The following is a 25,651-nucleotide window of genomic DNA, read 5'->3' on the forward strand; positions in this document are numbered from 1 at the left end:
AGTAATCTTTAATAGTTACATTCCAACCTTCAGAAAATGTTTTTACTAAAGTACTCATAATTTTTAAAGAGTGCCCACCTAGATCAAAAAATTATCATTTATCCCAATGACAGAGGAGTCAATCCCTAATACCTCTGACCAAATTTCTACCATTTTTTGCTCTACTCTATTCCGAGGTGCTATATATCCATCGTTCGTTTGTATAATAGAGGCCCATGCAGGTAAAGCATCTTTATCTACCTTCCCATTAACAGTTAATGGCAATGATTCTATCTTGATAAAATGAGCCGGGACCATATAATTTGGAAGATGTACCCCTACATGTTTTCTCCACTCTTGTGTATCTCCTTCGCCCACAATATAGGCTACTAAGATGTTATCTCCAAATGAATCTTCTTGCGCTACCACAGTAACTTCTTTAATGTCTGGATGATTTCCTAATATTGTTTCAATTTCACCTAACTCAATTCGAAATCCTCTAATCTTAACTTGTTTATCAGCTCTTCCTATATATTCTATATTTCCATCAGGTAAATATTTAACTAAATCACCAGTCCGATATAATCTATCATTAGAGCTATTCTTGAATGGGTGTGGGATAAATGAGGCCTTTGTTAATTCAGGTTGATTCAAATATCCTCGTGCTAATGCGATACCTCCTATATAAAGTTCACCTACTGTCCCAATAGGGACAAGTTTTTTAGCTTCATTTAATACATATACCTCTACATTGGGAATNCGTGCTAATGCGATACCTCCTATATAAAGTTCACCTACTGTCCCAATAGGGACAAGTTTTTTAGCTTCATTTAATACATATACCTCTACATTGGGAATGGACCGACCAATAGGAGGTGCTCCATCTCCTTTGTATATTCCCGCAACGGTATAAACTGTAGTTTCTGTTGGACCATACGCATTAATAAAAAGGTGATTTTGCATCCATCGTTTTGCCACTTGTTCACTACAGGCTGATCCCGCAGAAATAACAACCTGTAAATCTTTAAATACAGATTCATCTAACAAATTAAGTACCGTAGGGGGTAAAAGTGCATGTGTAATTTTATTTTTTTGCAAGAACTGAGTAAGTGGTTCAACTGGCATAATATCGTGTTGACTACATACATATAAAGTTCCACCTGAAACTAGGTTAGTAAATATCTCAAATACTGAAGCATCAAATGATAATGAGGCAAATTGAATATTTCTACTGTCTGAATTCATTTTTGTTAAATTAATACTAGAAATAATAAAGTTACATAAGCTTTTTTGTTCAATTAATACCCCTTTGGGTTTTCCTGTAGATCCAGATGTATAGATTACATATGCCAAATTATCTGGTTTAACTTCAATTGTAGGATTTATATTTTTTTCTCTCGAAATATTCATTTCATGTTCTTTTATATTAATACAGTCTATTTCTTTAGGTATCCACTGTGTTGGATGGTTTTGGGTTAGCAATACTTGTATGTTGGCATCTTTCAAGATATATTCAAGCCTCTTTGTTGGATATGCGGGATCTAGTGGGACATATGCGCCACCAGCTTTTATTATNAGCAATACTTGTATGTTGGCATCTTTCAAGATATATTCAAGCCTCTTTGTTGGATATGCGGGATCTAGTGGGACATATGCGCCACCAGCTTTTATTATTCCTAATATACTTACAATCATCTCTAAAGAACGTTCTATATAAACCCCTACCATACTTTCAGGGCCTATGTTTCGTTTTTGTAGATAAAAAGCTAATTGATTTACTTTTTCATTTAATTCCTTATAAGTTAACTGTTGATCTTTATATACCAACGCAACAGAATCTGGATTCTGAATTACTTGCTGTTCAAATAANTGATTTACTTTTTCATTTAATTCCTTATAAGTTAACTGTTGATCTTTATATACCAACGCAACAGAATCTGGATTCTGAATTACTTGCTGTTCAAATAATTTTTGAACAGTGTGTTCTGGTCTGTTTGATAATTTAAGATTAGTATTCATTATATCACTCCTTGAATATTATATTTAACAGTACTCATAGCGGCCCCAACAACAAAGCGCGAATTTCGTACGCTCAGGAATTATAAAGATTATAGCCTTAGCGTACAGAATCTATGAAATGTTGGTGCTACCCCATAAGGAAAACGTAAACAATCTCATTAGGCATATTAACTTTTAGGGGCAATGCCTTAATAAGTCAATTATATAACAAGTATTAACATTTGAAGATTTAAATTTTAAAAATTTAGTCAATTAAGAAAACAGAATGATTCATTGTATTTGCATCCCTAAAAAAATCCCATCTGTTCATTTTGTACAAAAAACTTTAAATCAACATTGATATTATAATGAATTAGTTAAATTATAAATATAAGTAAATAGCGAAGAATATTGCATTCTTACTGAAAGATATATATATTTATCTAAAAATAATATATGCATTAAATATATACATATAGTTATACGCATCTATTAATAAATCCATCATCATCTTTTCTTTTTAAAGTGTTCCAAATATAAATTAATGTATAATTTATATATAACAAAGAAAAAAGTACCTACTCTTATAGGTACTTTTTTCTATTTTGATTAATTGTGCATCTAGTTACAATTGCGACTTCATTTATATTTGAACAAAGGTTAACTAAAATGAGTGGGTCTATAAAAGATTACTATTTAAATAATATAAAAATAGATTGTTCAAATTAAGAATTCTAAAGATCCTAGATTATGCCTAAACAGATAAGTAGCTAACATCTCTACACTCGATACCACAGAAAGACTGCCAGTAATGGTGGTCTTTTTAAATTGGTGAGATTGTACTAGGTTGAGCAAAAAAATGGAACCGAAAAAGTTATTTCTAATGAGGATAGCCTTCTTATGATGAAGTTTAATTCAGTGGATCTGCAAGCAAACATAAAAGAAGGAAAAAATTACAATTTTACTTTACGTGGATATAGAGTACCTATACTTTCATGGTTTCCAAATTTAGATGGTGCCGAACCACAAAATTAGCACTATTCTTTAATAAAAAATCCTACTCATTTTTTACTGAGTAGGATTTTTTATTAAAGAGCTATTTCGTATTAATTTGTGCCATCATTTAATATGCTATTTTTAAATGATTTCCAAATTTGATAACTAATTATCTAAATTTCTAAATTCTATACAGCACTATCAATTAAACAATTATTAAATATATCTTCTATCTAAAACATCGTATTATCATTAGCTGCTTCACTTGGAATCTCTTGAATTACATCCCAGTGTTCGACAATCTTTCCATCCTTGATACGAAATATATCCACTATAGCAACTCCCTTATCTTGAGAATTAGTACGAGAATGTACATGAAGAGCAACCGTATCCCCTTCAGCTACTACACGTTTAATCTCTGCAGAGGAATTAGGATTTTTAACAAAATCCTCCTTAAAGAAATCCATGAAGGCTTTTCGTCCATCAGCAACAAAAGGATTATGTTGCTTATACTCTTCACCTACATATTTAGGGATAATATCGATATTATGTTTGTTAAAAACTTCATTATAGAAATCAACTACCATCTTTTTATTCTTTTCATTTTCTTTTACTTCTTTTGATACAGAAGCAACATTTTCGCTCTTAATTGAGTTCCCTTTGTTATTACCGGTGGAAGCTTGATATACCAAAGTCGAAACTACTCCTAAAATAAATACAGAAATAATTGTTATGATTAAACTTTTCTCTAATTTCATATATACCTACCTCTTCTACTTAAATAAGTTTTCTTCTATAAAAAGTTTGAAGAAGGAGAAACCTTCCCAAAAATGTAATGTCAGGGGTAATGTTAGGAATTTCATTTATCCTCCCCCTATACAAGGCATATTAGAAACGATTAACTCTAACTTAATACCTCATTAACAGTTGCACTGTCCACAATTTGTATAAACTTCTTAACCTTATCGTTCTCATCAAACTTATAAAGATGACAAAAATCTGCTACAAATGACTTCCCTGTAGCTTTATATGTTCCACTATATTTTCCATACACAATAACAGTATTGTTATTAAAAGCATAAATTTCATCTTTTGCACTATAGTTATCCCATTCCGTACCAAGACGTTCATGTACGTTCTTCACTACTTCATCTGGACCAATATAAGTACCCGCGTATGGAAACCCAGCAGCTTCTGTCCAAGATACATTTTCACTTAAATACGTTTTGAACGCATCCAATTTCCCTTCGCCAGTTAACACATACGTTTCATGTAATAGCTTTTGATATTTATTCATATCATTAACCCCAAGGCATTTCTTTTGTTACAACTTTTGCACTTAATTCTAATACACCTTTATTTGCATAGCCTGGATATGCTGCATCAAGTCTTGCTACAAAATCTTTTGAAGTTTTACTTTCCTCAGAAGCTTGAATCGCAGTTCTTAGATAATCCATTGTCGCAGTAAGTGCTTGATTATTTAAGGATTTTTCAATTGATCCATGGCTAGGTACAATGATGTCAGCATGTAATGCTTGTAACACTTTCAAGTTTTCAATCCAAGCCTCCATTGCCGCTTTTGAGCTAGTATCAGCTAAGAATACATGGATTTCGTTAAATACATCAATACCACCAATTAATACTTTCAGCTCTTTATTAAATAAGCTAGTTCTGTAATGATCTAAGCCTACTAGTTCAAATGTTAACCCCTGAAAATCAATTGTTTTTTCTTTAAACACTTGAGGTAATACCACGTTATTCGGTGCATTTTCTCCAAGGGCGTCTTTCCAAACTTTTAATTTCCCTAAGACAGAATGAACGATATGTTCAACAGTAGACTCTGTTGCATACGCTATAGCTTCTGGGTAAACGGCTTTAATGCTCTCTAATCCAAAGTAGTAGTCTGGATCCCCATGAATAATAAAGATTTTATCTAGAGATAAGTTGTTTTTTTTCAGATACTCAACAATTTCTTTCGAATCAGATTGAGTAAATTTTGAGTTTATTAAAAATGCATGTCCTGCTTTCTCAACTAATGTTGCCGTGACCATAAAGCTTTTTTCGTCCGAACTAAACACCGTTAATTTCACATCTTTTTGATTTGTATCGATTGTTTTAAACATAGTATGTTATTCTCCTTTTATTAAAGTTATTAACTAATCATCATATTTTTATCTTGTTCCGATAAAGTGAAACTTTAATCAGTGGGGGTTTTGTTCATCCCCCACTGATTATTAGTTGAACCAATCGGACTTTTACGGACAGTTGATCCCCCACCTAACTTCTTTGCTTCCACTGAATTTTGAGGTGGGGGTCTTACTGCCCGTTAAAGCGGGATAAAATCTCCCACTCCCATTTATCTGAAAGTGTAATAGTACTGGCGAATATTCCGGAGATGAATGTCAGGTGGCCTAAGATAACATGTTTGCTACTATATCCTAAATTTTCTTAATATAAATTTTTAAAACGCGCTTCAATTTTACCTGGCGTCATTACGCCACCACCAATAGGAATAATTTGATTATCCTTTTGTAAAAGTAATGAAGGATAGCTATTAACACCAAGCTGTCGAACTTTATTGAAATCATTTTGGACATCTAATATTGTTTCTTGAGCGTTTAAACGTTCTAATACTTGTTCAGGGTCCAAACCATGCTCGATTGCAATTTTGCGATATGTTTCAGGATCACTCAGACTTTGGCCCTCATAATAAAACGCTTTTTGCATAGCCGAAGTGAATTCTAATAAACGGTCTGGCGCTAATGAGCGTAAAGCTGAAAAACCAATTGCAGCATCTTTCGAATTCATTTTAAAAGTCCCTTCCTCCACCAATTTTTGATAGGAAGGACCAAATTCAGCACCTGTAAGTTGATTAATTCTTTTATTTCCCTCTTCTATATATGAGAAGTTTTTCATTGGTAAATTATCTAAAAATAACCCTCCACATAAAACTGTTAATGGCACTTCAGTGTGGTTTTTGTAAAATCCTTTAATACTTTCTGAAAAACCATAGCACCATCCACAATATGCATCCCATACGTAAATAAGGTTATCTTGTTTCGTCTCCATTTAAATCTCCTACCTTTTTTTTATTATCCAGCTCAACTAAATTTTTGGTTTATATAAGTACATCTTTTTATACCTTGTTCTTTTTTAGATACCTTACTATATTTCCCCAAAACTAATATTTCCAAAGAAAGATCCACCAAGGTTTTTAACAAAAGATAACGTTGCACCTTATTGCCCCGTAACAGAAAATACTAAAGCTTGGAATATGCATTGATTTGAATGTGTTAGTAACTTTCTACACCGGGTGGCAACGTATGGACCACCATCCTTAATTAAATATATAAATCATATTTTTAGCAGATATTAGTTGCAACTAAATTGATTACATCTTTATGTAACTATTTTAGTTACAACTAATATAGAAGTCAATTCTTTTTTTCGAAAACATTAAATTTCTACATTAAGTTACAACCAATCCCACTCTTTACAAAAATATATCAACGTTTATTCAATTATATCAATCGTAACTCCGAATATATCAACGTTTCGACACAACATATCGATTTACCGACAAATTTCGAGCGCGCTATCTCCTAAACTAACAACCAATCCCACATCACGTTCACCTACAAAGAAAAAAAGCACCAGGTCCCCCTAGTGCTCTCCCTCTAAAACAAATGACAAGCCACCTCATGCCCCTTCGCAATCTCTACCATCTTCGGTACTTCCTGTGCGCATTTTTCAGTGGCGAATTTGCAGCGTGTTCTGAATTTGCAGCCGGATGGTGAGTTGAGTGGGCTTGGTACTTCTCCCTCTAGAATGATCCGATTTCCCCCTGTTTTTGTTGGATCTGGTTCTGGCATGGATGAGAGTAGTGCTTGTGTGTATGGATGTGCCGGTTTTGTGTATAGGTCTTCGCTGTCGGCAATTTCTACTATATTTCCTAAGTACATGACTCCGATTCGGTCTGATATGTGTCTTACCATGGATAGGTCATGTGCGATGAATAAGTATGTGACGCCTGTTTCTTCTTGGATGTCTTGCAGCATGTTTACGACTTGTGCTTGGACTGAGACATCTAGTGCTGAGATTGGTTCGTCGCATAGAATGAAATCTGGTTTTACAGATAGTGCGCGCGCGATGCTGATGCGCTGGCGCTGACCTCCGCTAAATTCGTGCGGGTAGCGGTATAAGTGTTCTTCTTTTAAACCTACCTTTTTTAGTAGGTCTAAAATGATTTCTTTTTGTTCTTCTTTTTCATAAGATCCATGAATGTTCATTGGTTCGCTAATAATTTGGAATACGTTCATCGACGGGTTTAATGATGCGTATGGATCTTGGAAAATGATTTGCATTCGTTTTCTATATTCTTTTAGTTCACTTTCCTTTAAACTTGCGATGTCTGTGCCGTCGAATAAAACGTTACCTGAAGTGACATCGTGTAAACGAATAATACTTCTTCCTGTCGTTGATTTTCCGCAGCCAGATTCGCCTACTAATCCGAATGTTTCACCCTTTTTAATTGTGAAGCTTAAGTCGTCGACTGCTTTTAATTGCTCTGTTTTTCTGCCGAATAGTCCCTTTTTAATAGGAAAATACTTTTTTAAGTTCCGAACTTCAATTAAGTTTTCTTCATGCATGTGATTCACCCACTGTCTTATCGTTTAACCAGCACATGGAACGTCTTTCGTTTCCCACTTCAAAATATGGCGGACGTTCTTTTTCACAAATGTCCATCGCATGCGGGCAACGCTCTGCGAATGGGCAACCTTGTGGCGGGTTTAATAAGTTTGGCGTTACACCTTGAATTGGCGCGAGTCTTTCTTTTACGCCGTTCGATATTTTCGGCAGAGAATTTAATAGCCCTTTCGTATATGGATGATTCGGCGATTGGAAAATATCAAGTACAGGTCCTTCTTCCATAATCAGCCCGCCATACATAACGATAACGCGTGTACAGTTTTGCGCTACTATTCCTAAATCATGCGTAATAAGAAGTAACGCCATGTTCGTTTCATTTTTTAAGTTTTTCATTAAATCTAGTATTTGTGCTTGTATCGTTACATCAAGTGCTGTCGTCGGTTCATCCGCAATGAGAAGGTCTGGGTTACAAGACATCGCCATTGCGATCATAACTCGCTGCTTCATACCGCCGCTTAGTTCATGCGGATATTGTTTCACCCTTTCTTCTGGTGAAGAAAGACCGACTTGTTTTAACAAGTTAACTGCGATTTGCTCAGCTTCTTTCTTTTTCACTTTTTGATGCCTTATAATTACTTCCGTCATTTGTTTCCCAATTTTTACGACTGGATTTAGCGCTGACATTGGGTCTTGAGAGATAAGTGAAATTTGATTTCCTCTAATAGAGCGCAATTCTTTTTCAGATTTAGAAAGTATGTTTTCATTATGAAAAAGGATTTCCCCTTCTTTCACTTTTCCTGGTGACGTAACGAGAGACATAACAGACTTCGCCATTACACTCTTTCCGCTTCCAGATTCCCCAACGATACCGACTACTTCTCCTTTATTTAAGCGAAATGTAACGCCGCGAACCGCTTCAACTTCGCCACTTTCTATGAAAAAAGAAGTCTTCAAATTTTTCACTTCTAGTAGTTTTTCAGACACGCTTCTCACTCCTTTCACTTAACACTTTAGTTTTCATGTCCGGCTCCTTTTGGTGCGAAAGCTTTCTTCAATGCTTCACCAATTACGTTAAAACTCAGTACCTTTAAAAGGATAAGGAATCCTGGGAAGAGCGTTAAATACCAAGCTTCACCTATATATCCTTGCGCATTGTTTAGCATGCTGCCCCAAGAAGAATCTGGTTCTCTAATACCTAAACCTAAGAAACTAAGTGATGATTCCATTAAAATCGATGTCGCAATCGTTAATGTCGCGGCGATAATAATGGTTGATAAAATGTTAGGAATGATATGTCTTACAATAATCATAAATGATTTTTGTCCTGATACTTTTGCGTATAAAACGTACTCACGCTCTTTTACAGATAACGTTTCTGCCCTTACAATACGGGCGGTGTCCATCCATGTTAGTAATCCGATAATAAGAACTAACGTCGTAATTCCTGGTTTTAAATACGCATTTAATAGTAGCATTAAAAAGAATGATGGAATTGACATAAGTACTTCAACAACTCGCATTAAAAAGTTGTCTAACTTTCCTCCAAAATATCCGCTAATTGTTCCGACTGCGGTCCCGATTGTAATAGAAACAACCATCGCAAGGAAACCGACCGCAAGTGAAACTCGTCCGCCATATAACGCTCTCGTTAAGTAATCCCTTCCGTAATCATCCGTTCCGAAAGGATGACTCATACTTGGTTCTTGTAAGCGATCTGGAATTGACATTTTACTAGGATCGTACGGCGATACGAATGCGAAAATTGATGCGACCGTTAAAACCGCAAGTATAATAACTCCCATTGCAACAAACTTATTTTTCGTAAAGCTATGTTTTATCGTTTGAAATCTCCTATTATTCATTCCAAATCACCCCCTCATTCGAATGCGCGGATCTACTACGCCATATAAAATATCAGCAATTAAGTTACCGAGAATTAACATGAATGATGATAGTAATGTAATTGCCATGATAATCGGATAATCAAATCTAAAAATAGCATTTACCCCAAGTGAACCAAGTCCTGGCCATGAGAATACTGTTTCCGTAATAAATGCTCCGCATACTAAACTTGGAATCGATAATCCGAAAATTGTAATGATTGGTATTAATACATTTCGAAGTACGTGATTAAATAACACTGTTTTCTTCGAAGCGCCGTATGCATATTGAATTTGTACATATTCTTCTTCTAATTGCTGAATCGTACTTGAACGAATATATCTCATATAAACAGATACGTTTTGGAACGCAAGCACCATGCAAGGTAAAATGCCGTGTTGCACAATATCCCAGACAGAGTCTTTACCAACGGTGCGCATACCCATACTCGGAAGTAGGTTCAATTTTAAAGAGAATAAGTAGACTAATAGTAGTGCAAACCAGAAAACCGGCATAGAAATACCAACATATGAAATAAAGTTTACAATGCGGTCAAAGAATGAATTCTTTTTCACACCTGTAAACAGTCCAAGTGGTATTGCAATTACGAATGAGACGAGTAAAGATGATCCCATTAATCCAATTGTTGCAGGTAATCTTTCTGTGATAAGTTCCAAAACAGGACGATGATTTTGAAGTGAGTAACCAAAGTTTCCTGTTAAAATGTTTTTTAACCATAAAAAATACTGCACGTAAATTGGTTGATCTAGTCCTAAACTTTCGCGAATACGCTCCACATCAATTGGACTCATATTTGGCGTTACAAAGTTTCGAACCGGATCCCCCGGTGCTAGTTTTATTAATAGAAAAGAAATAATAGAAATAACAAATAAAAGCGGAATTGCATTTAAAAGCCTCTTCGCAATTACTTTATACACAAACTTCCCCCCTCAAGCTAAAGAAGCTGATTTCCACCAGCTTCTTTATTGTTTCTTATTTCACTTCATAAATCTTAGATAGATCTTCAAACATTGTGACAGGAATTGCTTTCGCTTCTTTTAATCCATCAAACTTTTTATCTACTGCAATAACTGCTTTCGGATACGCGATTGGTAGATAAGGTACGTCTTCTCTAGCTGTCTCTTGAATTTTATGGTATAGCTCTGCGCGTTTTGTTTTATCTGTCTCAACTGCAGCTTCTTCCCATAACTTATCGAAATCAGCGTTTTTATATCGTGCATAATTGTATTCAGCATTGCTTAAGAATAAGCTCTTATATGAATCTGGCTCAGGTCCCATTATGTAACCACCAAATGTAATGTCATATTCTTTATTCTCTTTATCTAAGCCTTTTTCACTTGCCGCACTAGCATCTAATGCATTTAGTTCAACTTCTAAGCCAACTTCTTTTAATTTTTGTTGTGTATAAAGCGCTAAGCTTTCCATAATTTTATTATTCGTTACATACATCACACGTACTTTTTCCTTATCTTTCACGCCAGCTTTTGCTAATAAATCTTTCGCTTCTTTTTTATCATACTTATAGTCTTTAATATCTTTCGCATAATACATAGCGTCTGGCGTTAAGATTGAATTTGCTGGTTCTGCAAATTCACCCGAAACGAATGCTGAGTTAATCATTTCTTTCTTATCTAACGCATGTGCAATTGCTTGGCGCACTTCTTTTTTCTTCATAAGATCAGTATTCATGTTATAAGATAAGTAGAATAATCTACCTTCAGGGAATGTCACCATTGAGAAGTTCCCAGTGCTATCTAGTTTCTTAAAGTCTTGCGGCTCAATCATCTTCATGTTGATTTGACCATTTTGCAGTGAAACATTTGCTGTATTACGGTCTTTTACAACGCGGTATACGATAGAGTCTAATTTAGCTTTCCCACCTACATAATCATCAAATCGATCTAATGCAACGTACTCATCTGATTTATACTCTTTAAATTTAAACGGCCCTGATCCTACAGGCTGTAAGTTTTTCTTACTCTTCGCTAAATCTGCTTCCCCTTCAAATACATGTTTCGGAATTGGGAAGAAATCATTCATCACACCTTCAAAAGATGCACTTACTTGTGGTAAAACGAATTGAGTTGTTAACTCATCTACCTTTTTCACCTCAAGCGGCTTTCCTTTAAAAATAAAGTTTTCACGACTTGAGCTATTTTGCTTCTCATCCAAAATAGATTGGAATGTAAATGCTATATCGTCTGATGTAATTTTCTTACCATCATGCCATTTCAAATTATCTTTTAATTTCAGTGTCCACGTTAATTGATCTTCTGAAGGCGTAAAGCTCTCAGCAAGAACAAACTTTTTCTTACCGTCTTCCATATGATATAGCGGCGCATATAAAGCCTGCTGCACAGTTAATGACACACGATCATTCGCATAAAGCGGATTCATCGTATCTGGATTATCGCTAACACCAATCGTTAACGCCCCTCCGTCTTTCGGAGTCCCTGATTTACTAGTGCCCGCTTGCTTCGAAGAATCTTTTTCCCCAGAACAAGCCGCTAATGCAATAAGTAGTATTAGAACAAATGGTAATGCAAATAACTTCTGTTTCATCTTTCGGCCCCCTCGAACTGTTTATACCCATAAGAAAACTCGGAATTAATCCCGAGTTTTCTTATAAGTTTTAAATTACCACTACCTGTATGTAAAGTCAAACTTTTTTGTAAATGTGGAAAGTTTGCAATCTACTAATACATTCTTGCCATAAAATATATTTATAAGGATGATAAAATAAAAAGACCACCAAAAGGCAGTCTCAAAACTCAATCTTACTCCCTACTCCTTGCTCCACCGCTCTCTCATACAAATACTTCGCAACGATAATATCCACTACTGCCAAACCAACTGATTTGAAAATAGTAATCTCTTCATCGCTTTCGCGGCCTGCTTTTTCCTCGCTTATAATTTGACCAAGTTCAGCGTGAATGGCGTTCGCTTTGAATAGACCTTCTTTTATCGGAACTTGGAGATCGCCTGTTTCGTCTAGTGCTGCTTCTTTTGATTCGACTACTACTTTGTTTGCGCTTGTGATGGCGTGAGATGGTAGTTCTTGCATGCTCGGTCTGAATGAGCCGACGGCGTTTACGTGGACGCCTTTTTGTAGTGTTTCTGAGAAGACTGGTGTGGATGCGTTCGTAGTTGTGACGATGATGTCTGCTTCGCTTATTGCTTCATTTGGATCTCTATAAACGTATGCTGGTTTACCTAATTTCTCTTGTATATATTGCGCAAATGCATACGCTTTTTCTTCTGTTCGATTGTATAAAATGACCTTTTCGATATCTCTAACTGCAAATATTGCTTCGGCAATCCCCTTTGCTTGTTCACCCGTGCCGATAATGCATAAAGTTTTTGCGTTATGACGAGCTAAATATTTTGTCGCTACTCCTGATAAGGCACCTGTTCGAATCATCGTTAAGTACGATCCTTCTAAAAGTGCGAGTGGTTCTCCCGTTTGAAAGTCTGATAGCATCACAATCCCATTGATCGTTTTCTTTCCTATCTGTTTATTTTGCGGGACTACCGTTACTATTTTTACTCCAAGTGCCTCAAGCCTTTCCGCTACTGAAGGCATAATTAATGCCGTATTTTTCTCGTTCGCAAATGGTAATGACCCCCTTATTGGTGTAATCGTTCTTTCTGCGGAAAATTCTTTTAAAGCAAGTGCCGCGTATTCAATAACTTCATTCATATTTACTAAGTTTCTTTGTTCGTTCGCGCTTATAACTAGCATATCTTTCCACCTCCTCCTTCTACCCTAACAAAAATCCCCGTTTCAAATCATCTCTCGGATCTACAACGAACTGATGAAACCCTGTAATAAATGCATGCCCCGTTACTTTCGGAACGACAGCTTCATATGTACCTACCGCTGTTACGGATAATACTTCTCCCTGGAATTTCCCATCAGTAATGCATTCATGGACGAAGATTTCTCCTTTTTGTAAGGCATCTTTTTCAAAAAGAGTTGCGATTCTCGCTGAAGTTCCTGTACCGCAAGGAGAACGGTCTACTTGCCCATCAGCAAAAATCGTTACATTTCGTAGCGTAGCACCTTTGTCTTTCGGTTCATCTGAAAAGATAACGCCGTATATTCCTTTCAATCCTTCTTCAAGTGGATGTTTCACTTCTATTTTGCTCTCTATATAATGTTTAATTTTACCGCCCCACGTTTGAATAGCGGGCAAGTCTTTAAAATCAACTTTCAAACCAAATTCTTTACAGTCTACAACAGCGTAAAATGCTCCTCCAAACGCGATATCTACTTGAAATTCATAGTTATCTATTTTAATAGGAACGTCTTTTTTGTATACAAATGAAGGAACATTTTCAAATGATACAGATTCTACTTCACTCCCGTTATATTTTGCATACGCAATAACTTCTCCGGCTGGGCTATCAATAATGAAATTTTGTTTTTCACCCTTTACTTCAAACATGCCTGTTTCAATTCCAACTGTAATGACAGCAATAATGCCATGACCACACATCGTACTCCATCCTTCATTGTGCATAAATAAAACACCAAAATCAGCGTGGGCACTTGCTGGTGGTGTAATGATACAACCGTACATTCCGTGATGTCCTCTCGGTTCATACATCAGAATTTCACGAAGGTAATCCAAATGTTCCATACAGTATGCGCGTCTTTCCAGCTGCGTTTCCCCTTTTATTTCTGGCACTCCGCCCGTAATAATTCGAAGCGGCTCCCCAGCTACGTGTGCATCAATCGTTGTATATATTTTACTAACCTTCATTTCTATCTCTCCCCTATACGTTGATACTATTTCCAACGCAAGTATCATGCCAAATCGTATAGCATTACTTTTTTCAAATCCCCTCAGTAATGTGTATTCTTTTTTCAACAAATTCATATACAACTGTCTACTTTTTTATACACGGCTTGGACGTTACGTTATAAAACACCTCGATAACTTTGCGATTCCTCTCGTACACACATGCAAAATTCCTTTTACCATTATTATTTTCAATGTAAAGTTACTTCTCCCCCCAACATATACTGTTCAAAAGCAAAAGGAAGTGATCTCATGTATTACGGAACAAAAGGCTGGTACGTAGCTGAACTAAAAAAATTAGGTGTGCGCTATCATGAAGGACGAAAACTAGAAAGTTACCGCGGACACATATTACGCAATTTATTAATCGCACAACAAGAAAAATTAAAAGAACAGTAATAGACTCCTATCACAATATCAACTTATCTCCACCTGCAAACTGCCAATCAATCACACATCAAACTACACTAAAAAGGTCACCCAAACGGGTGACCTTCCTTTCTTATTCACAAACAAGAATTTGTCTAGTAAATGATCCTTTTCTTGTAATACAGCGATCTGTAATTTCAAATCCTGCTTCATGGATCATGTCATCCATTGTTTCCATCGTGACAACGACTACCTTTTTAGCAATGCGGCGCGCACTTGAAAGAATGGAGAGCTGGTCTTCTGGTGTGGCATGCGTAAATAAGTCGTATGGCATATCGATAATGGCAACGTCATAGTTCTCAGTAATTTCCTCAATTGGACCTTTTGTTACTGTTCCTTCAAATCCAAAATGTGCGATGTTTTTTCTCGTTCCAAGAACTACAAGTGGATTTATATCTCTACCAACGATATTAATCCCCATAGAAAGTGCTTCTACTACTACTGTTCCAATACCGCAGCACGGGTCAATTGCTCGTACTCCCTCTGGATTTGGTACAGCGATATTTGCAACTGATCTCGCAACACGTGTGCTAAGTGATGTCGAATAGCTATGCGGTTTTTTTATGTGATGATACCAAACTGGTTCGCTTTCTACATAGTGCCCGAAGTACCAGCGTCCTCCAAGAGGAACAATCCCGAATACACGCTCTGGATTACGAACATCCGCTTCTCCTTCGATATGCATGCCAAGGTCTCGTTCAATAAGACGTCTTTCTCCATATTCAATTTTATTCTCCCCAACGAGGTCATTGATTTTAACGAAAATAACTTTAAATGTCGCTCCCGCCAAATCAATTTGTTCCACTTGTTTTAAAATGCTTTCTAAGTCGTCCCCTTCATACATAACCTCAACGCGCTCTTTCATAAACGCACTTCTACTCGGGTCAATTTTTACATCACTTTTTAAAATATTAACGTGCGACTCCATTCCAAAGAACGAGCGCATTTCCAAGTAACATAAAGCACGCTCCTCCTCACGAAATGCATACGTATATATACAGGCAGGTGTTTTACTATGATTATTCAATCTATTATCATCCTCTATCGTTTAAAATTGTTATGATTACAATTACTCAATACTTTTCTTTTGTATATAAAATTAAATGATATCATATGCCGGAAATAAAGAGAAACGTTAATAAATAAAAGAGACTGCCAATGGCAATCTCTTATTATTTATTAACGGAAAGAAGACACGTTGTTACCCATTTCTTCATAGTAATCTAAAATACCTTGATAAATAGCTTCCGCTGCATTTTGTCTTTGCGCTGGTGTAGCTATTTTATCTGCATCACTTTTATTATCTACAAATGCTAATTCTGCTAATACAGCTGGCATTGTATTTTCTCTAATTACGTATAAATCGCCTTTTTTCACACCACGATCTTTTGTTCCCAGTGCATCTACAAGACGCTCTTGAATTTTTTCTGCTAGTAAACGACTTTCTGATACGTTAGGATTTGTTCCTCTTGCTGTCGCTGATTCATAGTAGAACGTTTCTGTACCTTGTCCATTTTTCTCTTCCGTGCCATTACCATGAATGCTTACAAAAATATCCCCATTATTTTTTTGAGCAAATTCTACACGTTTCTTTAAAGAATCAGAAGCACTTGTTCCTGGACGTGTATCATCTGTACGAGTGAATAACACAGTAAATGGTGTCTTTTTCTCAAATATCTTCTGTAATCGCAATGATACATCTAATACAGTTTCACTTTCTTTCTCATAATAACCTGGATTACCTGAATCAACTCCGCCATGACCTGGGTCAATGATAATCGCTTTTCCTTCTAAGAAGTTACCCTGCTTCACTGGATTTAATTGATTTTTATTAACCCATTGGAAACCAGCGCCCATGCGGATACGAATCCAGCTGCCGTTCTCTTCAATAACAGTTACTTGTTGTGCGCTATGTGTTCCCATTACTTTTGAAGAAGAAGAAGCTTCTGCATAAGTAGTGAATCCTTCATTAATAACTTCTGTTTTCTCTACTAAAGGTGTCCATTTATCACCTTTACTTGTTGCAATTTTGATCCATCCATCTCGTTCTTCTTTAATTTCAACCATTTGTGGATTATGCTGATTTGCACTAATCCCAGAACTTAATGATGGTGCGTGATATGTAATGAATTTTCTATCTATGTACATTTTCTTTGTTTCTACTGGACGATCACTATTCTTGCTAAATTTATCTGTTTGCGCAGTAAGCTGAGCTGCTTGTTCACGCGTAATAGAATCATTCGGTTTCCAGCCATTCTCTGTACCTAAAGAAAGTTTTAATTCTACTAAAATATTAACTTCTTCTTTACCCCAATGATTCTCTAAATCAGCGAATTTTGTAGGAACTGGTCCTGTTACTTTGCTCTTCAGATTATATGCTCTTACAAGCATAGCTGCCATTTCAGCACGAGTTACTTTTCCTTCAGGATCAAATACTCCTGGTTCTCGCCCTTTAATAATATTCTCTTTTTCCATGGCTGCAATAAATGAAGCTGCCCAACTATTTTTTGCATCATTATAAGACGGCTTTGCATTTGGATCTACTTTAGCACCAATTGCTGTTGCGATAATCTTTGCTGCCTGGGCACGTGTTAAATTTCCGTATGGCATAAAGTTACCATCTGGCATACCGTTAATTACATTTCTCTCTACTAAATAATAAATTGCGTCTTTCGACCACGCACTATCTGAAACATCAGGAAATTTCTTCGTTTCTGCTAAACTACTAATTGGATGTGCTAGTAAATTTGCTGCTAATAAACCTGCGGCTATTGCTTTGTACTTCATGAAAAATAAATCTCCTCTCAAAACTTCATATTCATACAATTTTTTTAATCAAGCTAACTAAAACATATTAACTATTAATTAATTCCTTTCATAGTGTATAACATTATATATCTATAGTAAATACGTTTTCCCGCCGTATAATAAAAATCGCATATATATAACTTATAATGAATGTATATAAAATAAAACTTTAATCAGCCCACAAATAGCGGGCTAAAAAAGCGATTAGAACATGTCTCCTAATCGCTTCGCCAAATAAAAAGCTGATTAAAAATAATATTTTTAATCAGCTCTCTATTATCTATGAAATTATTCTTCAATTAAATTAGACATTACATATGCATACACTAATGATTCTGTATGCGCAATAGAACTTTCATGTGTACGTTCAAATGCGTGAGAAGAATCAATACCCGCTCCAATTAACGCATGTTTCACGTCAAATCCCGCACGAATCGCAGCTGATGCATCAGATGCGTAGTACGGATAAATATCTACTTTATATTCAATATGATTCGTTTTCGCAAGCTCTACTAAATGTTTACGTAAAGCGTAATGGTACGGGCCGCTAGAGTCTTTTGCACAAATAGATACTGTATATTCATCAGATGTTTGTCCATCACCTAACGCTCCCATATCAACTGCTAAGTATTCAACAGTTTCTTCTGGAATATTAGAATTACCACCGTATCCAATCTCTTCATTATTAGAAATTAAGAAATGCGTCGTATATGGTAATGTTACGTTTTCATCTTGTAATCTTTTAATTAATTTTAATAAAATCGCAACACTTACTTTGTCATCTAAATGACGTGATTTTATGTATCCACTCTCTGTAATTTGAACGCGCGGATCAAATGAAACGAAGTCTCCTACTTCAATTCCTAATTCGCGTACTTCATCAGCTGAAAATACGCGCTCATCAATACGAACTTCAATATTTTTCTCATCGCGTTTTGCTTCACCTGCATCTTTATATACATGTACAGATGTTTGATGCATTAAAATCGTTCCTGTATACGTCTTGCCACTTGATGTTTCAATTTCGCAATATTCTCCTTCTACAGAGTTCCAGCGAAATCCACCAATCATAGAAAGACTCAGGCGACCATCAGGCTTAATTTCTTTCACCATCGCACCTAACGTATCAACGTGTGCCGTTAATAAGCGGTGCTGCGCATCATTCTTCCCTTTTACCGTTAAAATAAGAGCGCCTTTATTGTTACGTTTCGTTTCTACATTCCACTCACTGACATAGTTTTCAATAAAATCAATAATTTTTGCTGTATTTCCAGACGGACTCGGAATAGAGACAAGCTCCTTAATAAGTTCCATCGTTTCTCTCGCATGATGTGCCATTGTCGTTTCCTCCTCATTTTCTCTACTATTCAGTATACAAAATTCACCAGAAAACCTCTACTTATATAGCTTAATTTTCTAAATTGTAGTAAAATTCTTTTTAGTATACAAAAGGAGTCCTGAAATATGAATATATCAAAAAAATATATACACATTGCACTCATTTGGTTTTTAGCATCATTATTTTGTTTACAAGTTTCTTATGCCGTTCATACTACTACTTCTATTACAATCGGCTGGATATTAACAGCTATTTTCTTCATTATTAGCTTCATTGCAACAAAAAAGCATAGCGTTACTCATTAACGCTATGCTTTTCCTATTAAACTATTCTTCCGAGACATCTAATAAATAAATCCCTCTTTCAAATCCACCGCGCTCTACTTCTTTTTTCTTACGAAGGCGTTCCACATCTTCAATTGATGCACCTTCCGCACGTGCTAATGAAATGATTACTTCTAGTGCATCCGCAAGAGAATCTAGCGCATGTTCACGTTCTTTCATAGAAGCAAATTCTCGAATTTCTTCCGTTCCAATTTTCGCTAAAGCTTGTATGTATGCTTGACCTGTTAATTTTTGTGCGGTATACGTTTTTCCAGACATTAAAATCTTCTCTGGAACACGATCTCTTACTAACTTGTTATATGCTGACATCATTCATCCTCCTATATTTAATAACACCCGAGCTCTGCTTTATAGAAAAACCATTTTTTCTTCACGCATGCACTTAACATATCAATTCCTGATTCATGTGCTCTTACATGCGGAAAGAAATAGTGCTCTGAGTTTTCTTCCTTACCATATAGAGTTTGGTACTCATCTGGAATCGCTTCTTTTTTCACATCTTTTTCTTTCGTCACCCCACCAGAAAACGCAACACTTGGATGTCCCTCAAAAAATAACGCAGTCCGAACTGCCAAAGATGGTGTACTATGCAAAGCAGAATATGTAAGCAAAATAATAGTGATAACACCGATCATTCTCTTCATGTATTACTCCTTAAAAAAAAGTGCTAACACAATTATACTAAAATGTGTTAGCACTTTCTCCCCTTTATCCCGAATTAACGAGCTACTCATGAGGAATGGACAAACTTTATTCCCCTTTAAATGCTGGTAAACGTTTCTCTAAAAACGCAGCAATTCCTTCTTTATGATCCGCTGTTTGTCTCATTGCATATTGACCACGCTTTTCTAATTGCAATGTTTGCTCTAAATTAGAGCGATTTACTTCACATAAAATTTGCTTCGTTTGAATCATTGCTTTAATCGGTTTTTGTGACCATTCATTAATTTTTTGCTTCACAGCCGTTTGGAAATCTTCGCCGATTACTTCATCAATTAAGCCGATATCAAGCGCTTCTGTCGCTGATAATTTCTTACCTTCCCAAATAATTTGCTTCGTCATATTTTCACCGACGCGCTTTTGAAGGAAGAAATGACCGCCTCCATCTGGAATTAAAGCGATTCCAATAAAGTTCATTGCAATAACAGATGATATATCCGCCATTACATAATCAGCTGTTAACGCAATACTTAATCCAAGACCTGCAGTTGGTCCATGAATTGCACTAATAACAAGCTTCGGCATCGTATATAATGTCACGACAACTTCAGAAATGGTATTCATAATACCATCGAACTTACTTTCATCATTACTTGAAAGCATCGATTTAATATCCCCACCCGCAGAAAAACCACGGCCGTTCCCGCATAACACAACGATATGCACAGAACTTTCCGCTACTTCTTTCAACTTTTGTAATAACTCTTTTAATGTCGGCTCATCTAACGCATTTAACACCTCTGGACGATTGACCATAACCGTTGCAACGTGGCCTTCATATTTCACAACGACAGATTCTGTTTTACTTGTTATTTCCATTATATATACCCCTCTTTTCTCCATAAAGATTATACTTATATAATTATAGAAAACCACTGAAAAACCCTTCTTTTTTCTTAATTTTCTGTCTAATAATCTCGCAATTTGTACATATATCGTATAAAACATACAATTCCGTTGAAAAATATAGAAATTAAAGTCGGTTTATCCATGCTTTTCATCTATTTACCATTACAATGAAATGGTGTATTCTTAAGTTTGATAAAAAACAAATATTGAAATTCATTCGCCTTACTATGTAAAAAAGGCTTTATACCCATCTTTTGGGTGTTGTAATAAAGGAATGAAGAACTGGAGGAACATATGGTTACTAAGTTGAAACAAACGGATAACTACTTCCCACATTTCCTATTGCTATTCATTGTGTTTCAACCAATTTTAGATTTATTAACATCTTTTTCAATCTATATATTACACATGAACGCAACAGTTGGAGTTGTAGTCCGTTTCGCCTTTATGCTTCTTGCATTAGGATACCTACTTCTTCATCACAAACAACAAGATGCGAAAAAGTACATCCTCTATTTATGTTTACTCGGAATCGCACTCGCAATCGGTCTTGTAAATAATATGATGGTTAAATCTCCAGTTTCATTTGGAGAAGAAGTTAAATTCATCTTAAAGAGCATATATCCAATTGTGCTACTGTTTGGATATATTATCGCCTTTAAAGAGCTAAAAAATAAAGAGTATGTATTTCATAAAATCATTACATATTTCTTATATGCAACTTTAATTTTAAGCATTACAATGATTGTCGCAATGCAAACTGGAACAGATTTCCCAAGCTATCCTCACTCAAAAATCGGTTCAAGAGGTTGGTTCTTCGCTGGAAATGATTTAAGTTCTCTTTTCGCCATTATGTTCCCAATCATTGTCTTATATTCGATACATAAAACAACTTCTTTCTCGAAAATATATTACTGGATTCCAACAATACTTGCGATGTATGCAAGTATTATGGTCGGAACGAAAGTCGGATATGGCGCAATTGTTATTACATTAGGCGTAGCACTTTTCTTCTCATTCATTGAATACATGATAAATCGTAAAAAAGAAGGAAAGGGATTTACACATATTGTAAATACCATTATTGCCGCAGTTATACTAGGAGGTTTAATTGCTCTTACACCGCATACTCCTATCGCAAAAAATATGGGCATTCACATGCAAATATACGAATACAAAAAATCAGTACAAGAAGAGAAAGATCGAAAAGAAGGAAAAGTAATTAAAGAAGATCCAGAAGATGCAAAAAAACATGCAAAAGGTGAACTTACAGATTCTGAAGTGAAAAGTTTAATTTATAGTGATCGCGACAAATTCTTAAAAACATACAAACAATACTATAAAGACGCACCGCTTTCACAAAAACTATTCGGAATGGGTTACGCTGGTAACTACACAGATAAAATTAAATTAATTGAAATGGACTTCCATGACCTATTTTTCGCCTTTGGCATTGTCGGTTTCCTTATTTACTTACTACCACTTCTATACTTTGGTATTAAATTATTCATCAGCATGATCACAAACTTTAAGAAAATCATGAAAGTAAAGTATATGCTATTAGCGAGCACACTCGTTCTATCACTTGGCATTGGTTTTATGTCTGGCCACGTATTAACAGCGCCAGCCGTTAGTATTTTCTTCGTTGTTATACTAGCTTACATCATTGTTGATTTTGAAATTGAATAGAAAGAAGGTGCTACGAAATGTCAGTAGCACCTTCTTTTTTATTTAATTAATGTTTTACGTACTCTAAGCTTTCTTTTGCGATATAGGCTTCAGTTACAGTAGGATTATCTGAAATAACTTTAATCCACGCTTTTCCATTTATTATTTCTTCACCAGTAACTGTGACAACTACATTTGTATTTAAACGATACAGTCGCTCATTTGATATACTAGGATTCTTTTTCACTTCTACGTTATTCATCACACGTGCAAGTTTATACTTGTTGTATTCTTTTTTACCTAAATAAGAATCAAAACGGTTCATATGCCCCGCTACTTTTTTACCCCAGTTCGCATCAGATGCATATTTCGCATTTAAACCAGCAGCTTTATCACCTGTATATGTTGCTGTATAACGCCAATGTCCTGGATTTAAATATCCTTCATTCATGTATAATTTTGCTGCATGTTCAATACAATCTTCTTTTGAATTAAATGCTTCCCCGTTACCATATGGACTATCGTCTGTTGCTTTTAAACCAAATAAATTATTTTTATCTTTTGCAAGAGCGCTTGTTCCATAATAACTTTCATGGATTGCTAATGAATATAAGAATAATGCATTTACATTATACTTGCTTTCTACTTCTTTAAATTTCTTTCCTAAACCAATTAATGGAGAGTCTGGCTTAATCGATTTCACATAACTATCTAGTTGTTCAGCTGTATAATTTGTTTTCGAACGTAATGATAAATAATTGAAATATTGATAGAAAGTTTCATCTCCAAATGTTTTTCCATCTACACTATACATTTGCTGTCCTTGCTTCATGAAAGAAGGTGCCACACCATATCTAAATTCTGTATATCCAGGTGAACTTGTATTATATGTATAATATTTATGGTATAAATATCCATCTGATTTCACATAATAAGACGACTGTTTCATTTCATTTGTAGGAATTAAAGTGATTTCATTCTTCTTCACATAACCTGTCAAACCAGAAAGTTGAACTTTCACACGATCTTCGCCAACTTCTAACACTTTCAATTCTGTTCCATACTGAATATACGTATATACTGTTGACAAATTCTCATCATAAATATTAATGATGTTTTGCCCAGTTATTCTTTTCGCACTTGCAAAACCATCTTTAATCCATAAGAATTCGTTCTCGTATTTTACCGCATTCATACCTTTATTTTGAGCAGCCGTAACTGCCTCTTTATACGTATTATAGCGCTCTACTTCTTGCTCTGTTCCGTTTTCTCTTACATTTGTCACAACATATTTCTTAGTTTCTACAGGATTGCTATTTCCGTTTTTTTCAATCGTCTGAAGCATACGATCCAACATAGCTGAAGCCATCCCTCTTGTAGCTGATAAATGTGGTCTAAATGTATTATCTTCTGGATACCCTTTAATAATTTGAGTAGCCACCATAACTTGTACATGCTCTTTATAGTTAATACTATCTTTATCAGTAAAGGTAAGCGGACTTACAGCTACTTTAATATTTTTATAGTCTAATGCTCGCTTTACCATTATCGACATTTCTTCACGTGTAATCACATCATTTGGTGAGAACGTCTCGTTCGTACGACCATTAATAATTTTCGCTCCATATGCTCTACTTACACCATCATATAAACCGTAAGTCTTCGGCACATCCTCGAAATTCGAATCAGCTTTCGGTAAATTTAAAGACCTTGCTATGAATGTAGCAAACTCTGCTCTTGTTACTAATTTATCAGGCGCATATACATTCTCACCATACCCCATTAAAACTCCTTTAGTAATAAGTGAGCGCATATGCGTCTCAAACATATGTCCTGTAATATCATCATTTGCCGCATAACTTGAAATAGGAGTTAAAAGTAATGATCCCGTTAATGCCACTGCTGTTATACCTTTTGAAAAAGTCTTCAAGGTTATCCTCCTCGTAATCTACGAATTTATTATCACAAATTTGATTATATAATAATCGCAATCATTTTAGCATAATAAATAGGAATTAAAATAAAACGTTTTTATAATTATAATTTTCATTAAATTCAAAACAAAAGACACTTTACTTTTTTAATAAAGTGTCTTTTTCCATATGATCAATGAGTTTCTTTGTTGCCTGTTTGCCTTGCAACCGAAGCTCATCTATTATTAATTGTAACTCTTGCTCCACAGTTCCTTGTTGCATTAATTGCTTTTTCGCAATTTCATATAAATACTCCGCACTCCATTCGCCATCCACACTTCCTATAACTGGCTGATTCACTTGACTTAAAAACGAATCAATTTTCGGATCGTACGAAATCCCGACCATTGGAGTTTTGGCTACAGCAGAAAAAACAAGTGCATGAAGACGCATACCAATTAGTAATGAACATTGTGATAAAATGAATATTTTCTCGTCGATATCCATTTTATATGGAAGCATATACGTCTCTTCTCCCATTAAGTCTACTACTTCACGCGAAGCTTTTTGATCAAATGGCTCATGCATTGGAACAAATAGAATTTGGTATCCTTCTTGCTTTAATTTTTTTAATGCCGTAGCTAATTTTTTTACATAATCTTCTTTTGAATTCCAATAACGCACACTAACCGCGATTACTTTTCCATGTATCGAATGCTTTTGCAACCAATCCGATTGTTTTGTCCGTTTCCATGTTAAAACAGGGTCTGGAACAATTTCAATATCGTTTTTTATGCCAAGTTCTTTTAAATATAAAAACGAATCTTCATCTCGAACTGATACATAGGAAGCTTTTGACAAGTTCCATTTTACTAATAGACGATTATATCCTTTTGTAATTGGACCTATTCCTTGTGAATAAATATAATACGGCTTTTTTAATAATCGAGCGAGTCCCATAATACCCGTATAATATAGAATACTCTTCGTACTTGTCTGATCTTGAAGAAGGCTCCCGCCACCGCTAATAACTCCATCACTGTTTTTGATTGCATGATAAACAGCTTTTATATTCCAGCGATCTACCGATTCTACACCATACCTTTCCTTTGTATATTTAGAATCATTTGATAGTACTACTAGTTCTATATCCGGGTTCTCTTTACTTAACGATTCAATAATTGATTGTAGAATCGCCTCGTCTCCAACATTATAAAAACCATAATATCCTGATAAGACTAAACGCACCCT

The 25,651-nt window shown here is 35.4% G+C and carries 21 protein-coding genes and 4 pseudogenes; 3 read left to right on the forward strand and 22 right to left on the reverse strand.

Annotation, left to right across the window (positions count from 1 at the left end):
- Positions 1-78: 78 nt before the first annotated feature.
- The 14 genes and pseudogenes from ASE54_RS37325 to ASE54_RS32445 all read right to left on the reverse strand — a co-directional run.
- A pseudogene (locus ASE54_RS37325) lies at positions 79-738 on the reverse strand (AMP-binding protein); the annotation flags it as partial.
- Position 739: 1 nt separating this feature from the next.
- A pseudogene (locus tag ASE54_RS37330) lies at positions 740-1,554 on the reverse strand (AMP-binding protein); the annotation flags it as partial.
- Between the two features lies 1 nt (position 1,555).
- Positions 1,556-1,806: pseudogene (locus ASE54_RS37335) on the reverse strand (AMP-binding protein); the annotation flags it as partial.
- 1,400 nt (positions 1,807-3,206) lie between these two features.
- Positions 3,207-3,731 carry an ester cyclase gene (locus ASE54_RS32395; protein ID WP_000764209.1) on the reverse strand — a complete coding sequence of 175 codons (525 nt, stop codon included), beginning with the start codon at positions 3,729-3,731 and terminating at the stop codon, positions 3,207-3,209.
- A 146-nt stretch (positions 3,732-3,877) separates the two neighbouring features.
- Positions 3,878-4,270 (reverse strand): nuclear transport factor 2 family protein, encoded by a 393-nt coding sequence (locus tag ASE54_RS32400; RefSeq protein WP_001046370.1) that lies wholly within the window; start codon positions 4,268-4,270, stop codon positions 3,878-3,880.
- A gap of 4 nt (positions 4,271-4,274) precedes the next feature.
- Entirely contained in the window at positions 4,275-5,096 is an 822-nt protein-coding gene (locus ASE54_RS32405; protein ID WP_000477270.1) for a hypothetical protein, read from the reverse strand.
- 325 nt (positions 5,097-5,421) lie between these two features.
- Entirely contained in the window at positions 5,422-6,042 is a 621-nt protein-coding gene (locus tag ASE54_RS32410; protein WP_000448624.1) for a DsbA family protein, read from the reverse strand.
- Positions 6,043-6,650: 608 nt separating this feature from the next.
- Positions 6,651-7,622 carry an ABC transporter ATP-binding protein gene (locus ASE54_RS32415; RefSeq protein WP_000544153.1) on the reverse strand — a complete coding sequence of 324 codons (972 nt, stop codon included), beginning with the start codon at positions 7,620-7,622 and terminating at the stop codon, positions 6,651-6,653.
- On the reverse strand, positions 7,615-8,607 hold the full coding sequence (locus ASE54_RS32420; RefSeq protein WP_001291171.1) for an ABC transporter ATP-binding protein: 993 nt from the start codon (positions 8,605-8,607) through the stop codon (positions 7,615-7,617). The genes ASE54_RS32415 and ASE54_RS32420 overlap by 8 nt, the downstream gene beginning before the upstream one ends.
- A 26-nt stretch (positions 8,608-8,633) precedes the next feature.
- The gene (locus ASE54_RS32425) at positions 8,634-9,485 is read right to left on the reverse strand and encodes an ABC transporter permease (protein ID WP_001065284.1); all 852 of its coding nucleotides are present in this window, start codon (positions 9,483-9,485) and stop codon (positions 8,634-8,636) included.
- 6 nt (positions 9,486-9,491) lie between these two features.
- Positions 9,492-10,442 carry an ABC transporter permease gene (locus ASE54_RS32430; RefSeq protein ID WP_000278755.1) on the reverse strand — a complete coding sequence of 317 codons (951 nt, stop codon included), beginning with the start codon at positions 10,440-10,442 and terminating at the stop codon, positions 9,492-9,494.
- 55 nt (positions 10,443-10,497) lie between these two features.
- Positions 10,498-12,087: an ABC transporter substrate-binding protein gene (locus tag ASE54_RS32435; protein ID WP_000810659.1), complete on the reverse strand. Its 1,590-nt coding sequence runs from the start codon at positions 12,085-12,087 to the stop codon at positions 10,498-10,500.
- 202 nt (positions 12,088-12,289) lie between these two features.
- Positions 12,290-13,267 (reverse strand): ornithine cyclodeaminase family protein, encoded by a 978-nt coding sequence (locus tag ASE54_RS32440; protein WP_000960312.1) that lies wholly within the window; start codon positions 13,265-13,267, stop codon positions 12,290-12,292.
- 19 nt (positions 13,268-13,286) lie between these two features.
- Entirely contained in the window at positions 13,287-14,291 is a 1,005-nt protein-coding gene (locus ASE54_RS32445; protein WP_000868677.1) for a proline racemase family protein, read from the reverse strand.
- 208 nt (positions 14,292-14,499) lie between these two features.
- Here ASE54_RS32445 and ASE54_RS36075 point away from each other — a divergent pair.
- Positions 14,500-14,729, forward strand: a pseudogene (locus ASE54_RS36075) (YflJ family protein).
- Positions 14,730-14,832: 103 nt separating this feature from the next.
- On the opposite strand, the gene ASE54_RS32450 reads toward ASE54_RS36075, so the two are convergent.
- The 3 genes from ASE54_RS32450 to ASE54_RS32460 form a co-directional block, all read right to left on the reverse strand.
- Positions 14,833-15,786, reverse strand: a complete 954-nt coding sequence (locus ASE54_RS32450) for a methyltransferase domain-containing protein (protein WP_001059321.1) — start codon at positions 15,784-15,786, stop codon at positions 14,833-14,835.
- 152 nt (positions 15,787-15,938) lie between these two features.
- Positions 15,939-17,546, reverse strand: a complete 1,608-nt coding sequence (locus ASE54_RS32455; RefSeq protein WP_000875337.1) for an N-acetylmuramoyl-L-alanine amidase — start codon at positions 17,544-17,546, stop codon at positions 15,939-15,941.
- Between the two features lie 309 nt (positions 17,547-17,855).
- Positions 17,856-18,905 carry a M42 family metallopeptidase gene (locus ASE54_RS32460; RefSeq protein ID WP_000930043.1) on the reverse strand — a complete coding sequence of 350 codons (1,050 nt, stop codon included), beginning with the start codon at positions 18,903-18,905 and terminating at the stop codon, positions 17,856-17,858.
- Between the two features lie 126 nt (positions 18,906-19,031).
- Between ASE54_RS32460 and ASE54_RS32465 the strand changes: the two genes are divergently transcribed.
- Positions 19,032-19,211, forward strand: coding sequence for a hypothetical protein (locus tag ASE54_RS32465; RefSeq protein WP_001027087.1), 180 nt, complete (start codon positions 19,032-19,034; stop codon positions 19,209-19,211).
- Positions 19,212-19,232: 21 nt separating this feature from the next.
- Here the strand turns inward: ASE54_RS32465 and ASE54_RS32470 are convergent, their stop codons facing one another.
- From ASE54_RS32470 to ASE54_RS32480, 3 genes are all read right to left on the reverse strand, one after another.
- Positions 19,233-19,559, reverse strand: a complete 327-nt coding sequence (locus ASE54_RS32470; protein ID WP_001277348.1) for a nucleoside triphosphate pyrophosphohydrolase — start codon at positions 19,557-19,559, stop codon at positions 19,233-19,235.
- Between the two features lie 17 nt (positions 19,560-19,576).
- Positions 19,577-19,894 carry a hypothetical protein gene (locus tag ASE54_RS32475; RefSeq protein WP_000827125.1) on the reverse strand — a complete coding sequence of 106 codons (318 nt, stop codon included), beginning with the start codon at positions 19,892-19,894 and terminating at the stop codon, positions 19,577-19,579.
- 106 nt (positions 19,895-20,000) lie between these two features.
- Positions 20,001-20,813, reverse strand: coding sequence for an enoyl-CoA hydratase (locus ASE54_RS32480; protein ID WP_003276890.1), 813 nt, complete (start codon positions 20,811-20,813; stop codon positions 20,001-20,003).
- 300 nt (positions 20,814-21,113) lie between these two features.
- On the opposite strand from ASE54_RS32480, the gene ASE54_RS32485 reads away from it, so the two are divergent.
- Positions 21,114-22,508, forward strand: a complete 1,395-nt coding sequence (locus ASE54_RS32485; RefSeq protein ID WP_000256697.1) for an O-antigen ligase family protein — start codon at positions 21,114-21,116, stop codon at positions 22,506-22,508.
- 46 nt (positions 22,509-22,554) lie between these two features.
- Here ASE54_RS32485 and ASE54_RS32490 read toward each other — a convergent pair whose 3' ends face one another.
- Both ASE54_RS32490 and csaB read right to left on the reverse strand, forming a co-directional pair.
- Positions 22,555-24,417, reverse strand: a complete 1,863-nt coding sequence (locus tag ASE54_RS32490) for an S-layer homology domain-containing protein (RefSeq protein WP_000847500.1) — start codon at positions 24,415-24,417, stop codon at positions 22,555-22,557.
- Positions 24,418-24,559: 142 nt separating this feature from the next.
- On the reverse strand, positions 24,560-25,648 hold the full coding sequence (gene csaB / locus ASE54_RS32495) for a polysaccharide pyruvyl transferase CsaB (protein WP_001241599.1): 1,089 nt from the start codon (positions 25,646-25,648) through the stop codon (positions 24,560-24,562).
- Positions 25,649-25,651: the final 3 nt, after the last annotated feature.

The organism is Bacillus sp. Root131 (assembly GCF_001429475.1).
Taxonomy (GTDB): domain Bacteria; phylum Bacillota; class Bacilli; order Bacillales; family Bacillaceae_G; genus Bacillus_A; species Bacillus_A thuringiensis_S.

Excerpts from the sequence above, each read along its gene's own strand:
- ASE54_RS32425 (WP_001065284.1), bottom strand. The coding sequence starts at position 9,485 with ATGAATAATAGGAGATTTCAAACGATAAAACATAGCTTTACGAAAAAT.
- ASE54_RS32445 (WP_000868677.1), bottom strand. The coding sequence starts at position 14,291 with ATGAAGGTTAGTAAAATATATACAACGATTGATGCACACGTAGCTGGG.
- ASE54_RS32485 (WP_000256697.1), top strand. The coding sequence starts at position 21,114 with ATGGTTACTAAGTTGAAACAAACGGATAACTACTTCCCACATTTCCTA.
- ASE54_RS32455 (WP_000875337.1), bottom strand. The coding sequence starts at position 17,546 with ATGAAGTACAAAGCAATAGCCGCAGGTTTATTAGCAGCAAATTTACTA.
- ASE54_RS32410 (WP_000448624.1), bottom strand. The coding sequence starts at position 6,042 with ATGGAGACGAAACAAGATAACCTTATTTACGTATGGGATGCATATTGT.
- ASE54_RS32475 (WP_000827125.1), bottom strand. The coding sequence starts at position 19,894 with ATGAAGAGAATGATCGGTGTTATCACTATTATTTTGCTTACATATTCT.
- ASE54_RS32480 (WP_003276890.1), bottom strand. The coding sequence starts at position 20,813 with ATGGAGAAAAGAGGGGTATATATAATGGAAATAACAAGTAAAACAGAA.
- ASE54_RS32400 (WP_001046370.1), bottom strand. The coding sequence starts at position 4,270 with ATGAATAAATATCAAAAGCTATTACATGAAACGTATGTGTTAACTGGC.
- ASE54_RS32460 (WP_000930043.1), bottom strand. The coding sequence starts at position 18,905 with ATGGCACATCATGCGAGAGAAACGATGGAACTTATTAAGGAGCTTGTC.
- ASE54_RS32405 (WP_000477270.1), bottom strand. The coding sequence starts at position 5,096 with ATGTTTAAAACAATCGATACAAATCAAAAAGATGTGAAATTAACGGTG.
- ASE54_RS32395 (WP_000764209.1), bottom strand. The coding sequence starts at position 3,731 with ATGAAATTAGAGAAAAGTTTAATCATAACAATTATTTCTGTATTTATT.
- ASE54_RS32435 (WP_000810659.1), bottom strand. The coding sequence starts at position 12,087 with ATGAAACAGAAGTTATTTGCATTACCATTTGTTCTAATACTACTTATT.
- ASE54_RS32440 (WP_000960312.1), bottom strand. The coding sequence starts at position 13,267 with ATGCTAGTTATAAGCGCGAACGAACAAAGAAACTTAGTAAATATGAAT.
- ASE54_RS32470 (WP_001277348.1), bottom strand. The coding sequence starts at position 19,559 with ATGTCAGCATATAACAAGTTAGTAAGAGATCGTGTTCCAGAGAAGATT.
- ASE54_RS32415 (WP_000544153.1), bottom strand. The coding sequence starts at position 7,622 with ATGCATGAAGAAAACTTAATTGAAGTTCGGAACTTAAAAAAGTATTTT.
- ASE54_RS32465 (WP_001027087.1), top strand. The coding sequence starts at position 19,032 with ATGAATATATCAAAAAAATATATACACATTGCACTCATTTGGTTTTTA.